Annotated in this window: 13 protein-coding genes and 1 pseudogene; 8 read left to right on the top strand and 6 right to left on the bottom strand. The window is 60.6% G+C overall.

What is annotated here, in order from left to right; translation table 11 throughout:
• Positions 1-15: 15 nt before the first annotated feature.
• The 5 genes from BUA38_RS06210 to lgt form a co-directional block, all read right to left on the bottom strand.
• Positions 16-969 (bottom strand): ribose-phosphate pyrophosphokinase, encoded by a 954-nt coding sequence (locus tag BUA38_RS06210; protein WP_072817163.1) that lies wholly within the window; start codon positions 967-969, stop codon positions 16-18.
• Positions 970-1,129: 160 nt separating this feature from the next.
• Positions 1,130-1,768, bottom strand: a complete 639-nt coding sequence (locus BUA38_RS06205) for a hypothetical protein (protein ID WP_072817162.1) — start codon at positions 1,766-1,768, stop codon at positions 1,130-1,132.
• 107 nt (positions 1,769-1,875) lie between these two features.
• Positions 1,876-2,625, bottom strand: a complete 750-nt coding sequence (gene pgeF, locus BUA38_RS06200) for a peptidoglycan editing factor PgeF (RefSeq protein WP_072825880.1) — start codon at positions 2,623-2,625, stop codon at positions 1,876-1,878.
• Positions 2,626-2,803: 178 nt separating this feature from the next.
• Positions 2,804-3,937, bottom strand: a complete 1,134-nt coding sequence (locus tag BUA38_RS06195) for a class I SAM-dependent methyltransferase (RefSeq protein WP_072817161.1) — start codon at positions 3,935-3,937, stop codon at positions 2,804-2,806.
• 8 nt (positions 3,938-3,945) lie between these two features.
• Positions 3,946-4,785 carry a prolipoprotein diacylglyceryl transferase gene (gene lgt, locus BUA38_RS06190; protein WP_072817160.1) on the bottom strand — a complete coding sequence of 280 codons (840 nt, stop codon included), beginning with the start codon at positions 4,783-4,785 and terminating at the stop codon, positions 3,946-3,948.
• Positions 4,786-4,958: 173 nt separating this feature from the next.
• On the opposite strand from lgt, the gene BUA38_RS06185 reads away from it, so the two are divergent.
• From BUA38_RS06185 to BUA38_RS06155, 8 genes and pseudogenes are all read left to right on the top strand, one after another.
• Positions 4,959-5,216: an accessory factor UbiK family protein gene (locus BUA38_RS06185; RefSeq protein ID WP_072817159.1), complete on the top strand. Its 258-nt coding sequence runs from the start codon at positions 4,959-4,961 to the stop codon at positions 5,214-5,216.
• Positions 5,217-5,256: 40 nt separating this feature from the next.
• Complete coding sequence (locus BUA38_RS06180; RefSeq protein WP_072817158.1) at positions 5,257-5,856, top strand: YdeI/OmpD-associated family protein; 600 nt, start codon at positions 5,257-5,259, stop codon at positions 5,854-5,856.
• A gap of 267 nt (positions 5,857-6,123) precedes the next feature.
• Positions 6,124-7,227 (top strand): annotated as a pseudogene (locus BUA38_RS38730) (GAF domain-containing protein); the annotation flags it as partial.
• A 30-nt stretch (positions 7,228-7,257) separates the two neighbouring features.
• Positions 7,258-9,765, top strand: a complete 2,508-nt coding sequence (locus BUA38_RS06175) for a GAF domain-containing protein (RefSeq protein WP_425304968.1) — start codon at positions 7,258-7,260, stop codon at positions 9,763-9,765.
• Positions 9,762-10,151: a response regulator gene (locus BUA38_RS06170; RefSeq protein ID WP_072817157.1), complete on the top strand. Its 390-nt coding sequence runs from the start codon at positions 9,762-9,764 to the stop codon at positions 10,149-10,151. The genes BUA38_RS06175 and BUA38_RS06170 overlap by 4 nt, the downstream gene beginning before the upstream one ends.
• Positions 10,148-11,398: an adenylate/guanylate cyclase domain-containing protein gene (locus BUA38_RS06165; RefSeq protein WP_072817156.1), complete on the top strand. Its 1,251-nt coding sequence runs from the start codon at positions 10,148-10,150 to the stop codon at positions 11,396-11,398. Before BUA38_RS06170 ends, BUA38_RS06165 begins: the two co-directional genes overlap by 4 nt.
• 128 nt (positions 11,399-11,526) lie before the next feature.
• Positions 11,527-12,447, top strand: a complete 921-nt coding sequence (locus BUA38_RS06160) for a DUF4238 domain-containing protein (RefSeq protein ID WP_072817155.1) — start codon at positions 11,527-11,529, stop codon at positions 12,445-12,447.
• Between the two features lie 36 nt (positions 12,448-12,483).
• Entirely contained in the window at positions 12,484-13,392 is a 909-nt protein-coding gene (locus BUA38_RS06155) for a DUF4238 domain-containing protein (protein WP_072817154.1), read from the top strand.
• Here the strand turns inward: BUA38_RS06155 and BUA38_RS06150 are convergent.
• Positions 13,340-14,290, bottom strand: coding sequence for an IS110 family transposase (locus tag BUA38_RS06150; protein WP_156898411.1), 951 nt, complete (start codon positions 14,288-14,290; stop codon positions 13,340-13,342). The genes BUA38_RS06155 and BUA38_RS06150 overlap by 53 nt on opposite strands.
• Positions 14,291-14,920: the final 630 nt, after the last annotated feature.

The following is a 14,920-nucleotide window of genomic DNA, read 5'->3' as shown; positions in this document are numbered from 1 at the left end:
TCTCCGATTTCCAGTTCAATCGAACAGGCTTGATACCGACTCTTCGGCAGCCGTGCGGCCGATCGCTTCAGCGATCAGGGCCGATATCGGCAGCGTGCGGATGTTGGGGGACTTGATCACCGCTTCGGTCGGCTGGATCGAGTCGGTGATGACCAGTTCCTTCAACCGCGAGGAGGTGACGCGCGTGACCGCGCCGCCCGACAGCACGCCGTGGGTGATATAGGCGTAGACTTCCTTGGCGCCGTTGGCGAGCAGCGCATCGGCGGCATTCACCAGCGTGCCGCCGGAGTCGACGATGTCGTCCACCAAGATGCAGGTATAGCCGGCAACGTCGCCGATCACGTTCATCACCTCGGATTCGCCGGCGCGCTCGCGGCGCTTGTCGATGATGGCGAGCGGGGCGTTGATGCGCTTGGCCAGTCCGCGGGCGCGCACCACGCCGCCGACGTCCGGCGACACCACCATCACATTGGCAAGGTCGAACCGTTCGCGGATGTCGCGCACCATGACAGGCGAGGCATAGAGATTGTCGGTCGGAATGTCGAAGAAGCCCTGGATCTGTCCGGCGTGCAGATCGAGCGTCATGACGCGGTCGGCGCCGGCATGCGTGATCAGGTTCGCCACCAGCTTGGCGGAGATCGGCGTGCGCGGTCCGGCCTTGCGGTCCTGCCGGGCGTAGCCGAAGTAGGGCACGACGGCGGTGATGCGGCGCGCCGAAGCACGGCGCAGCGCGTCCGTGATGATCAGGAGCTCCATCAGGTGATCGTTGGCCGGGAACGAGGTCGACTGGATCACGAAGACGTCGGAACCGCGGACGTTTTCCTGGATTTCGACGAAGATTTCCATGTCCGCAAAGCGGCGGACGATCGCCTTGGTCAGCGTCAGGTTCAGCCCGTTGGCGATTTCCTTCGCCAGCGCCGGATTGGAGTTGCCGGCGACAAGCTTGATCGAGCCGTTCTTGGCCGACATCGAGATTTCTCCCCGCGCCTTGCTGGAGACTACATTCAGCATATCGCAAACCCTACGAAAGCGCGTTCCGATAGCGGGTTGATATCAAGAGCCTAACCCGGCTGGCAACCCGGCCGCCCGGTTTTCCCGGGCAAAAATGCCCATTTCCACGTGGCTTTGGCTAATAGCTCGTATAGGCGAGGGCGCCGACGGCGATTTCGCCCTCATGCGGCGCCGGAGAAGCGTCCGCGCTGGCGACCGCCGGCCCGCGCCTGGCGGGGGCCGCAGGCGGTGCAGGCTGGGGCGCATCGGCCGGAGAAGTTCCATTGATCATGCTGGTCAGACCGCCCAGGCCGGCTTGTGCGATCTTGCGCAACACCAGGTCGTCCGCTGCGGCCCAGGCGTCGCGGCCGGCCTTGCCGGCCGGCTCCTCGCCGGAAAGGCGAAGGGCGCGCTGCTGGTTCTGGTCGTAGACGTCCCACACCCAGGCGATGGTGGTGCGGCCGTGGTTGATCTGCGCCGCGAGATAGCCCTTCACGCGGTACGCGGCCGTGCCTTCACGGGACACGATCGAAAGGCTCCGCAGCTTGGACTCGCTGTCCAACATACTCACCATCCGCTCGAACACCTGGGGTGGCGGCCCGTCGATGGATTCGAACGCAACCGTCGGGCCGCTTGTGCTGTTGCTGGCCATCGCAAAGGAATTGTTCGCCGCACCACCAGCGCAGCCGCCGAGGCCGCAAGCCGTCATCAGCAGAAGCGCTGCTGCTGCGGGGCGGGATGCGATCCGAAAAACGCGGGACAAAATGAGGTCGCTCATGAACTAAGAGCGATATCGTTAAAATCGATTAACGTCTAGGGCACAGCAATGACGCGATCACGCCGATGCGCGTTCGGTTCACCGTTGGAGCTTGATCTGTTCGTGGCCTAGCTTTCAAGAACTATGGCGTGAACGTGGCGGCCGTAATCGGCCTCCTTGCGGTGCACGGAACGGCGGTAGCTGAAAAAACGCTCGTCGGCATAAGTGTCGATGCCGGTATCATCGACGAACAGCACGCCGGCATTCTCCAGCCGCTTGCGGATAAAGCCGGCCAGATCGAACATCGCATGGCTTTCGCGCGCCGCGGCCACGAAGTAGCGCGTGTTCTCCGCGTCGGCCTCGACGAACCGCTCGACGAATTCGTTGCCGACTTCGTAGGACTGCTGGCGGATCAGCGGCCCGACCGCCGCGACGACATTGGCGCGATCGGCGCCCAGTTTTTCCATCGCCTCCACCGTGGCCTCGATCACGCCGGTCAGCGCGCCCTTCCAGCCCGCATGCGCCGCGCCAATCACGCGCGCCTTCGGATCGGCGAACAAAATCGGGCCGCAATCGGCGGCCGTGACGCCGATCGCCAGCCCCTCGGTGCGGGTGACGATGGCGTCGGCTCTCGGCCGCGCCGCGGTGTCCCACGGGGCTGATGCCGTGACGACGTCAGGCGAATGAATCTGGAACACGGTGAGAAGGCGCTCCGGCGCAACGCGCAGCGCCGTTGCCATCCGACGGCGGTTTTCCGCGACATGCGCCGGATTGTCGTCGGAGCCTACGCCGCCGTTCAGTCCGGCGTAGATTCCTTCGGAGACGCCGCCCTCGCGGCTGAAGAAGGCATGGTGCAGGCCGGGCACGGCCGAGAGCAGGGCAGATTGTAGTGGAGCGGATTTGACATTCGCTCCCTCCTGGCCGCGTACTTCTGATGCGAATGTCAAATCCAAAGCTCCACTACAGATTGATATTTGCTAGTGATCCTTTGATTCTAACATTTGCAAAAAGCGCCAACCAGACCGGGGTGCAAATGTTAGAATCAGATCACTAGTGTCATGATGTTTTCGCTTCAGCCTTGTCCTCAGGTGTCTCGTCGGCGAAGCCTGCCAGCGTGGTGAGATTGGGCTCGGAGATGCCGAGCACCTTGAACATCTGTCCCATGCCGCTCCGGCCGCCGCCGACCAGCCGCTTCAGCGCGCTGGCGACGTCTTCGGAGGCCTCGCGCGTCGCCTTCGCCATCAGATTCACCGCGCGGGTCTCGATCCCGAGCCGCTTGAGAAAATCACCTTGTGGTACCGGGCCGTGAACGCCAGCGCCGAGATCCTCAGTGGCACGTACCAGCGCTTGAAAGTCCACATGCGCGGTCACATCGGCCTGCCCCGGATTTTCCAGAGGGTCGGCAAAGCTGTGGCGGGCGATGGCCTGAAGCGTATCGCCGGCATCGCTGCGGACATGGCCATAATCGATGATGAGCGCCGCACCTTCCTGATCGCGGACGCGGCTTGCGATCCTCATGATTTCCGCATCCGGCCGCCACTCGAACACCGCGCCGACGGGAGCTGCACGCACCCACGAGGGCAACAGCACGTCGAAACGCGGAATGGGATTGCTCGCCACGCCGAAGGCGAGCTTGCCGCTATCGTCGAGTTCGACCGTGCGCTCATGCCAGCCGTTCTCGGCCTTGACCGCCTGATGGATCGGCAGCACGTCGAAATATTCGTTGGCGAAGATCACGGAAGGGCCGTCGGGCACGTCGTCGATGGTGTCATGCCAGGTAATGTTGCGCGAACCTGACAGCGCCGACTTCTGCTTGTCGCGCAGCACCGGATTGACCTCGACCAGATGGATGCTCAACGCCTGATAAAGCGGCGGCAGGACACGAAGCGCCCGCAATGCATCCGCCATCAAGGTGCCGCGCCCGGGGCCGATTTCGATCAGCCGCAGCAGCGGCGGTGAATCGATCGCTTTCCACACCGAGGCCGCCCACAATCCGAGCAACTCGCCGAACATCTGGCTCACTTCGGGCGCGGTGATGAAATCGCCTTCGCGCCCGAGCGGATCCTTGGAAAGGTAATAGCCGTGCTGGGGATGCATCAGGCACAGCTCCATGTAACGCCATACCGGGATCGGGCCAGACGACTTGATCAGCTTCTTGATTTCCGCCAGCAGCGGGGAAGTTTCCGTCACGAGATTTCCTAAATTGGCGCTACCGTTTCAGCCGCCTTTCGGCGCCGCGCCGCTGCAATAATGATAGCTCCGGCAATAATCATGGGCACTGAAAGCAGCATGCCCATGGTAAGCCCGCCCCACAAAAATCCGAGCTGTGGGTCGGGCTCCCTGAAAAACTCACCGATAATACGCGCAATTCCATAGATCGTGATGAAGCTGCCGAGGATCAAGCCGGGGCGTTTCAGCGCACCCATCCGAATCATCACCGCCAGAATAGTGAACAGGACGATGCCCTCAAGCGCAGCCTCGTAGAGCTGGCTCGGGTGACGTGGAATTGGCCCGCCATTCGGAAATATCATCGCCCATGGCAAGGTGGGATCGGCCGCGCGGCCCCACAACTCGCTGTTGATGAAGTTCGCGATCCGGCCGAGAAACAACCCGATCGGTCCGACCGCGGTGACGATGTCGCCAAGCGACAGGATCGAGATGTTGTTTCGTCGCGCAAACAGCATCACGGCCGCGACGCAGCCGAGAAAGCCGCCGTGAAACGACATTCCGCCCTTCCATAGTTCGAAGATCTCGGCGGGATGCTGCATGAAGAACATCGGATTGTAGAACAGCACATAGCCTGTGCGGCCGCCGACGATGATTCCGATCGTCACCCACAGTATGAAATCATCCAGCTGCGGGAGCGTGACCGGCGAAGGCCCGGCCCAGAACTTTACGTTCTTGATTAGCGCGCGCGCATAGATCCAGCCGAGCACGATGCCGCCGATATAGGCGAGCGCATACCAGCGAACGACGAACGGGCCGATCGCGAAGGCGACGGGATCGAAGACAGGAAAAGCGATGGTGAGTAAGGGCATTCGCGGGTCGCGGGCTCGTGGCGCTGTTAACCAACAGCCTGCTTCTAACATTCGTATCCCGATTTGGCAGGCACTTTTGCGAATGCAGGATCAAAAGTGAGAGCGCTCTTGAACCGCAGGCTGTGGATCGCCATTATCTATGCAGGACTGCACAAACCGGCCGGAGGTGAGGGATGACCCAGACCAGCAATCGATTTTTCGACGAGATCGGGCGTTTGATGAACGATGCGGCCGGTGCCGCCCAGGGCGTCAAGCGCGAGGTCGATACCGTGGTGCGCAACCAGGCCGAAAAAATCCTGCGCGATCTCGACGTGGTCAAGCGCGAGGAGTTCGAGGCCGTCAAGGACATGGCGCGTCTGGCGCGTGAGGAAAACGAGGCGCTGAAGACACGTATTGCGGCCCTCGAAGCCAAGCTCGGCGGCGCCTCATGACACCGACGGATTGAAACGATCAACCCGTCCTTCTCGTCGAATGGCGAAGACCAAGAGCGATCGGCCCATTATTGCGTTTGAATCGCAGCAGGCCTGGAATGACTGGCTTGCAGCCGAGGCTGCGGATTCGGAGGGCCTTTGGCTCAAGTTGGCGAAGAAGTCCTCCGGCATTGCCAGTGTTTCAAAATCGGAAGCCGTCGATACCGCGCTTTGTCACGGCTGGATCGACGGCCAGCTCGATAGCTTTGACGACAAGTATTCGCTCGTCCGCTTCACGCCGCGCCGTCAAGCCAGCAAGTGGTCTGAAAGAAATCGCAGCCGCGCGCTTGAATTGATCAAGCTGGGACAGATGCTGCCTGCCGGCATGAAGGAGGTCGAACGCGCCCAAAAAGATGGGCGTTGGGGAGCCGCCTATGCGCCGCAAAGCACGGCAGACGTCCCCGACGATCTTCGGGCGGCGCTGGCAAAGAACAAGAAGGCGAGCAAGTTTTTCGAAGCTCTCGACCGAGTCAACCGCTACTCGATTCTTTACCGCATCCATAATGCGAAGAAGCCCGAAACCCGGGCGGCGCATGTCAAAAAATTCGTCGCGATGCTGGCGGCCGGGGAAACCATCCATCCGTCGAAATCCAAACGCTAGGACGCGGGTCATAGAGGCCTGATGCGGATCGCCATCGTCTCTAGCGGACCGTGCTGGAGACGAAGCTCGGCGAGGCGGCGTAATGCGCGACTATTGTCGTAGCCGCCGGGCTTTGCAGGCGAAATGATGGATCGAGACGCCCGAGGCTGACATTTTGGTCAGTTGGAGCCGGCTACCTCTAGCTGGCGCCGGGCTGTCATGCTTTGATGTATTCAGGCGCGAAATGAAGATGACATCCGGCATCTCCGTTACTCTGGAACATTGATTGTGACCAATAAGCTTGCCGAGGTTTCCCAGCAGGTTGTCGATGATCTGCAACGCAGGCTTGACGAGTCGGTTGCGCAGCAGGCCGCCACTGCCGACATACTCAAGATCATCAGCCGCTCGACCTTCGACCTCCAGACCGTTCTCGAAACGCTGATCAAGTCCGCAGTCGAGTTGAGCGGTGCTGACAGGGGCTCGATCTTCCTTCGCGACGGCGATCTCTTTCCGTTGAAGGCGGCGTCCAGCACCACGCCCGAGTTCCTGCAATATTGGGCGGCGAATCCGCCGAAAGCGGGCCGCGGTTCGGCGACCTCACGGGTCATCGCATCGGGAAAGATCGAAGTTATTCCCGATGTGCTTGAGGACCCGGACATGGAGATGCCCGCGGGTTCGCTGAACAGGATTCGCGCGGCGCTCGGCGTGCCGATGCTCCGGAGCGACAAGGTCGAGGGCGTCATTGTGCTGACGCGGCCGGAGCCCGGCCCTTTCGGCAAAAGCCAGATCGATCTGGTGCAAACCTTTGCCGACCAGGCCATGATTGCGATCGAGAACGTTCGCCTGTTCGACGAGGTGCAGGCTAAAACTGCCGACCTTTCGGAATCGCTACAACAGCAGACCGCGACCGCCGATGTGCTGAAGGTCATCAGCCGCTCGGTGTTCGACCTGCAACCGGTTCTCGATACGCTCGTCGACGCTGCATACAAACTCTGCGGCGCCAAAGTGGGCCTGCTCTATTTGCGCGGCGAGGAGGCCTTTGAATGCAAGGCGGTCGCCGGCGCCGGCGTCACGGAAGCGAGCCGCCTGTTCAGGGGACGCCCGATACGGGCAGGTCGCGGCACCGCCGGAGAACGCGTGATCTTGACGGGAGAAGTCCAGAGCATCACCAGCTTCCTCGATGATCCCGAAATGGATCCCAAGATCCGGGATGCAATTCTAAATGCGGACAGTTCGGGTTCGAGCATCAGCCAAATTCGCTCGACGCTCGCCGTCCCGATGACACGCGACAATGCCGTGGTCGGTGTGATGGTGATCGGGTGTTCGCAAACCGGGCCATTCCCTCAACGTCAGATCGAACTCCTGCAGACCTTTGCCGACCAGGCCGTGATCGCGATCGAAAACGCCCGCCTGTTCGACGAGGTGCAGACCAAGACAGCCGACTTGGAGGAATCGCTGCAACACCAGACCGCGACCTCCGAGGTGTTGCAGGTCATCAGCCGCTCGCCCGGCGAACTCGATCCCGTGTTCCAGACCATTCTGGCCAGCGCGACCAGAATCTGTGACGCCCAATTCGGTCTGCTGCTTCTCTACGAGGATGGCGGCTTTCGCTGTACCTCGACCTTCAATCTGCCGCCGACGTTTGCGGAAACCTTCCTGCGTAATCCGGTGATCTACCCGCCGCCGATCGATCCGCTGGGACGGCTGATTGAAACCCGGCAGCTCGTCCATGTCGTCGACGTCAAACAAGAGCCGGCCTACCTCACCGGCTTTCCGCCGATTGTGGAACTGGTCGAACTCGGCGGCGCACGCACGCTTCTGCTCGTACCGATGTTTAGGGAAAACGACATTGCCGGCGTGATCGCCATCTTCCGGCAAAACGTTCACGCGTTCTCCGACAAGCAGATCGATCTGGTGACAAGCTTCGGCCGTCAGGCCGTGATCGCCATCGAGAATGCCCGCCTGCTCGGCGAATTGCACAAACGCACCGACGATCTCAGCGAATCCCTTCGGCACCAGACCGCGACCTCCGAGGTACTCAAGGTCATCAGTCGGTCGCCCGGTGAGCTCGACCCCGTATTCCAGACGATCCTGGCCAGTGCGACCGGCATCTGCGACGCCCAATTCGGCAATCTGTTCGTTCTCCACGAAGACGGTGGTCTTCGCTGTGCCTCGGTGTTCAGTTTACCAGCAGCGTTCGCGGAAACCTTTTCACGCAATCCCGTGATCTACCCGCCGCCGATCGATCCGCTGGGGCGGTTGATCGCAACCCGGCAACTTGTTCATATCCTCGACGTCGCGCAGGAGCCGGCGTACCTCACCGGTTTCCCGCCGATCGTGGATCTTGTCGAACTCGGCGGCGCCAGGACGGTTCTGCTGGTGCCGATGTTGAAGGAAGACAAACTCGTCGGCGTGCTAGCCATCTTCCGGCAGACCGTGCAAGCGTTCTCGGAAAAGCAGATCGACCTGGTGACGAGCTTCGCCAGCCAGGCCGTGATCGCGATTGAAAATGCCCGCCTGCTGAGCGAATTGCGCGAACGCACCGACGATCTCAGCGAATCCCTGCAGCAGCAGACCGCGACCGCCGACGTGCTCAAGGTCATCAGCCGGTCGGCGTTCGATCTGAAATCGGTCCTTACCACGCTGACCGAGTCCGCGCAGTCGCTGTGCGGCGCGTCACTGGGCATCATTTGCCTGCGCGACGGCGAGGTGATGCGGCTGCAAGCCGAATCCGGCTGCACGCCGGCTTTCGTCGAATTCATGCAGGCCCACCCGATCAAGCCAGGCCGCGAAACGATCACCGGCCGCGTCTTCGTGGATGGCACGCCGGTTCACGTCCCGGACGTCGAGCTCGACGCGGAATATAATTTTGGTAACGCGCCGACGATCGGCGCCTACAGGGCGGTGCTTGCGGTGCCGCTGATGCGCGACGGCGCGGTCGAAGGCGTGTTGTTGCTGGGAAGACCGGAGCCTGGACCGTTTGGCCAGCGCCAGCAGGAACTCGTGCAGACCTTCGCCGACCAGGCCGTGATCGCCATCGAAAACGTTCGGCTGTTCGATGAGGTCCAGGCGCGCACCAGGGAGCTTTCGCTGTCGCTGGAGGACCTTCGCACGGCGCAAGATCGTCTGGTGCAGACCGAAAAGCTTGCTTCGCTCGGCCAGCTCACCGCCGGTATCGCGCACGAAATCAAGAACCCGCTTAACTTCGTCAATAATTTCTCGTCCCTGTCGGGCGAATTGATCGACGAGCTCAATGATCTGCTCCAATCGGCCAAGCTCGACGGCAAGACGCGCGAGGAGGTCGACGAACTCACGCAGATGCTCAAGGGCAACCTCGACAAGGTCGTGCAACACGGCAAGCGCGCCGATTCGATCGTCAAGAATATGCTGCTGCATTCGCGCGAAGGTTCGGGCGACCGTCGTCCCGCCGACATCAATACGATCGTCGAGGAAAGCCTCAATCTCGCTTATCACGGAGCGCGGGCCGAAAAATCCGGTTTCAATATCACACTGCAGCGCGACCTCGATCCATCCGCCGGAATCATCGATCTCTACCCGCAGGAGATCACGCGGGTGTTCCTCAATCTCATTTCCAACGGCTTTTATGCAGCCAACAAGCGCAAGGAAGCTGCTAGCGACGGTTTCGAGCCTTTGCTGACGGCCACCACGAAAAACCTCGGCAGCAAGGTCGAAATCCGGATCCGCGACAACGGAACCGGCATCCCGGCTGAGGTCAAGGACAAGATGTTCAATCCTTTCTTCACCACCAAGCCCGCAGGCGAAGGAACCGGACTTGGCCTGTCGATGAGCCACGACATCATCGTGAAACAGCACGGCGGCAAGATTGACGTCGAAACCGAACCCGGCGCATTTACCGAATTCATCATTACGCTGCCTCGCGCGGCAGTACAGACTGGAGGCCGAACTTGAGCGTTTACATACTCGTCGTTGACGACGAGCCGGATGTCGAAGAGCTGTTCCGCCAACAATTTCGGCGTGACCTGAAATCCGGGCGCTTCACGATGGAGTTTGCGCCGTCGGCGCCCGCGGCGCTGATCCGCGCCGCCGAGATCAGGGATCCGTCGCTGATCCTGATCCTGTCGGACATCAACATGCCCGGGATGAGCGGGCTCGACATGCTGCCAAAGGTGCGCGCCGAACGGCCCGACGTTCCCGTCATCATGATCACCGCTTATGGCGATGCAGATACGCGCCGCAAGGCGATCGAGGGCGGTGCGGTGGGATTGTTGACCAAACCGATCGATTTTGTGTTGTTGCGCCACGAGATCGATGTTCGGCTTGGGCAGCCCGCATGACCGCGACCATCCTCGTCGTCGATGATGAGCCGGACCTTGAGGCTCTTGTCTTGCAGAAGTTCCGCAAGCAAATTCGCGATGGCGCGGTGAGCTTCATGTTTGCTCATGACGGCGTGGAGGCATTGCAGTCGATCGAAAATCATCCGCATGTCGATCTGGTCGTCTCGGACATCAACATGCCGCGGATGGACGGCTTGTCCTTGTTGCAGAAATTGCAGGAGGCCGAAGACAAGAAGTCGACCATCATCGTCTCGGCCTATGGCGACATGAGCAATATCCGCACCGCGATGAACCGCGGAGCGTTCGATTTCCTGACCAAGCCGATCGACTTCACCGATCTCGAAACGACCATCGATAAAACCATTCGTCACGTCGAGGCGATGCGCGAGGCGCGCCGCCGCCAGGCCGAGGCCGAGCGCGCGCATGCATCGCTCTCGCGTTATTTCTCGCCCCAGATCGCCTCAAGGCTTGCTGCCGCCGGCGAAGGCGACGGCATGGAGGTGCACTGGCGCGATGTCGCGGTGATCTTCACCGACATCGCCGGTTTTACGTCGCTGGTGGAAAATGTTGCGCCCGACGTGCTCGGCACGCTGCTCAACGAATATGTGGGCGGGATGACCGATGTCGTCTTTGCGCATGAAGGTACCGTCGCCAAGATCATCGGCGATGCCATCCAGATTCTCTTCAACGCGCCGGGCGACCAGCCGGATTATGCGGCCCGCGCCATTGCCTGCGCACATGCCCTGGATGACTGGGCCGAGGCGTTTCGCGAGCGCTGGAAATCCAAAGGCGTGAATTTCGGCGCAACCCGGATCGGCGTTCACGCCGGCCCCGCGCTGGTCGGCAATTTCGGCGGCAGCCGCTTCTTCGACTACACCGCTTATGGCGATACCATCAACACGGCAGCCCGGCTCGAGGCCGCCAACAAGTTTCTCGGCACACGCATTTGCGCCAGCGCCGTGGTCGCCGACGGCACCAAGGCTTTTCGCGGCAGGCCGGTCGGCGATCTCTTGTTGCGCGGGCGCAGCGAGCCGCTGCGGGCCTACCAGCCGCTGGCGGCGGCCGCATTTGAAGGGGCGGCGACGGCGCAATACTGCGACGCCTTTGCCAAGCTGGAGGCCGGAGACGCCGCGGCGATGCCGGCCTTTGCGGCGCTGATCGGATTGCATGCCGGCGACGCGCTGGCCGGCTTTCATCTCAGGCGGCTGTTGAACGGGGCTAACAGCGCGCGCATTCAATTGGAGTAGCCTCGCCCCGACTCCGCAGCGGAAACGAAGTCCTGATCTAATTTACTGTATAGGTCAGAGACGCTGACGTAGACTCCTTGTGCGAATCCCTGTGTACTTACCCCGCCCCCTGTCTATGAGGTTGTGCTGTGCTTCAGTTCAACGCTGCCGAGCTTGTTATCGGCGCGGCGGCAGGCGAAGGCGAAAAACACCACTACATTCCGTCCCTCTGCACTTGCGCATGGACGGGAGACGATGATCGCTTGTGCGAATACAGCCGGCCCCACAAAGAAGTGAAGCCGAGGCGCACCCATCCGGACGGGACTAGTTACGTTCGGGGTCTTTACAATGTGCCGAAGAACGATGCCGAAGTATCCGAGTTCATCGAGCACCAGTTCTTCAAAGTAACAGATGATCAGGCGGCGCGCGTTCTACAGCGCATACGTGCCGGCGAGAATATCAACTGGGATACCGATACCCGGAGCGCTTGGTCGCGGTTTGTCATTTCGATCATGCTTCGGAATCCAGAGCACATCACGCGCTTGGCGGCCGAAGTCGCGCAGTTCTTCAGCGCCGCAGATGCGGAAGAGCGGTATCAAAAGATCAGAAAGTCGGATGACCCGGAAACCTATGCGCAGCATCTGGCGCTGAGTAACTTCCGGCCGATTGGACGCGCTAGCGTCATCGCCATTCAAAAGGTGATCGACAGCCCGCTCATGGGAGGTCGTTTGAACGCGATGCGGTGGTCTGTCGTCACGTTCAAGGGCGAACGCTATCCGCTTCTCACGTCCGATCGACCGATCTTGATGACCAACGGCCTCATGAATCCTGGCGATCACTTGGCCATTCCGATCGGCCCGCGAATGCTCTTTGTTGCCACCAACAACGAAGAGACGGAGAATAACATCCGCCGCGTAGATACTAACGCGCTTATCGCCCAGGTTAACGACCGTGTCGCCTCACAAGCGCGAAAGTACGTATACGGGACCGACGACAGGCAGCTTCGTTTTGTCGAGAAACGGCTTGGAAGAAAGTGGCCGTCAACGCCGCTTGAATGTCGTTTTGTCTAACGTGGCTCGGGGAACGGTTGGGTACTGTGCTCCGAGATGACAAACGAGCCTGAGGGACAACATCACCACTACATTCCCGTCTTCTATTTAAAGCAGTGGGCCAATGATCGTAAGCGGCTGATCGAATTTAGCCGGCAAGGTCCCGTACGCGCCGTCAAACCGCGGCCTACTTCGCCGAAGGGCACAGGGTACGTGCCTGGGTTGTACGCATTAGACGATATCGACCCATACGTCGTTAATGCTGTCGAGACCCTTTACATGAAGCCGAGCGACGGGCTCGCCGCCGACGCCCTTCAGTGCTTTATCGAAGAGAGGGAATTTCCCAAATCTCAACTGCGGTTTTCGTGGGCGCGCTTCATTCTGTCCCTGATGATGGGCTATCCAGAAGCCGTCGCTAATATGAAGCAGCAGCTTCGCGACAACGTACAGAAAATATACGAGAAAACTCGCAAGGAGGACGAACCACCTACATTTCAGGAATACGAGGCGATGCATGCCACTAATGATATGGGGCGTGGGCACGGCCGTCTTTTGATGGACCTGATGCAGGATTCTAAAATGGGACGCCTCCTCTTCGGCATGCATTGGGGCGTTCTGAAGTGCAAGAACTATCAGCACAACTTACTTACGTCCGATCGGGCGGTCGTCTCAAATCTGTTTCCGATCAGTGCGAACCACATATGCCTGCCGATTACGCCTAGGCATGTGTTCATTGCCTGCGCTACCGAAAAGTCCCAGCAGGAGTTTCTGAGGCTTGAGCCGCTCGACGTGATGGCTGCCATGAACGATAGGGTTGTGCGCCAGGCGCGCACTTACGTTTGGGGGACTGATGACGCGCAGTTGCGATTCATTCAGATAGACGAGGGCCTGGGCGCGATAAAGGTTCGCTCGATCAGGCGGGTGCGTAGCGAGCGGTGTCCCATTTCTGGTGGCGAGCGATCATGACGTTGAGAATGCAGATCAGCTTGCGCATGCAGGCCACGAGGGCCACCTTCGGCTCCTTTCCCTTGGCGATCAGGCGGCGATAGAAGGCCTTGGCGACTGGATTGTTCTGCGTGGCAGCGCCGAGGCAAGGCATGTAGATGGCGTTGCGGATCCAGCGGCGGCCGCCCTTGATGTGGCGCTCGCCCCGGCGCTTTCCACTGTCATCGTCGTAAGGAGCGATGCCTACCAAAGCGGCGGCGATCTTATCGTTCACTTGCCCGAGTTCTGGCATCCCTGCAACGAGGATCGCGGAGGTCGTTTCGGCAAAGCCCGGCACGCTCTCGATAATTTCGGCACGCTCGGCAAGGTGCGGTGTCGCCTTGACCTTGGCTGCGATCGCAGTCTCGAGCTTTTCAATTTCGGTCGCCAGACTCTTCAAGACGCGGGCTTGTGCTTTTTGAACCGGCCCCGGCGAGGCATGTGCGCTTTGGCTTTGCAATCGGATCTTCAACTCAACGAGCGCTAGGCGTGCTTTCACCAGGGCCGCCAGTTCCTCTTGCGCAGCATCATGTGTCTGGCTCGGCGTCTCGGCAAACCAGGCGATCATCTCAGCATCGATCGTATCACTCTTGGCAAGCCGTCCGGCCGATTGAGCGAAGTGACGAACCCGCTTTGGGTCCACGATCCGTACCTCGATGCCGGCATCGTGCAGCACCTTGCGCCATTCACGCTCGTAACCGCCGCTCGCCTCCATCACCGCCTTGCCTACCTGGTGCCTGCGAAGCCAGGCCACCAGTTTGCGGCGACCTTGGGCGGTGTTCGGACAGGTCTGCCGCACCGCCAATGCTCGAATGCACAGGTCCACCTTGTCTTTGGCGACGTCGATGCCCACGACAGCGAGTTGATTTTGTGCCATCATCCACTCCCTTCCTTGCTCGGTTCGGGCTCGAAGCCCTTGCAACTGTTCGGGTTGAGGAAGACACCGGAGCTGTCCCTCGCTCTGATACAGGTTTTGCCGCCTTTGGGGCGCTACGGGCTCAGTTCCAGCAACGGGCGGTTTTGATCCAACCGCCCGTTCGCACATCTTGCCAAAATTTGCGGACACAAGGGGCGTTTCGCGATCGTCACGGACGTTGGACGCGGGAGGCGATGGCCGCGGATGGCGCACCAGACGAATGCGCCGGTCGCGGACGACAAAGCCGCGTGGTCTTGACGCCTCGACGCTGGCGTGAAGCTCTTAAGAAGCTGACGCTTCTCAGGGGTGACGGTGACAAGAAAGCCCGATCGCCGGAGAGAGCGCGGAATAAGTCGTAAAGCCATCGCGCAGGGAATGCCGGATCGTTTCGGCGAACCTGTGGTGTACTTACTCGTGTGCTTTTTACTTTTGCGCACGAGGCTGCGGGCGAGCCAAACGCCCGGCATTCCCTGCTCCCTCCGATATCGAGGGGACAACGACAGGTTTAAAGCTCGGGCGAATCTCGTCGCGAGAACGCTGGGGCTATACGCTGACGGAGGACGATTTCTTTAACTTTGGGGGCCGGCCTACCCG

Origin of the sequence: Bradyrhizobium erythrophlei (genome assembly GCF_900142985.1) — a bacterium.
GTDB classification, from domain to species: Bacteria; Pseudomonadota; Alphaproteobacteria; order Rhizobiales; family Xanthobacteraceae; genus Bradyrhizobium; species Bradyrhizobium erythrophlei_B.
The sequence above is the reverse complement of the archived record's forward strand: the minus strand, read 5'-3'. Positions and strand labels throughout refer to the sequence as shown.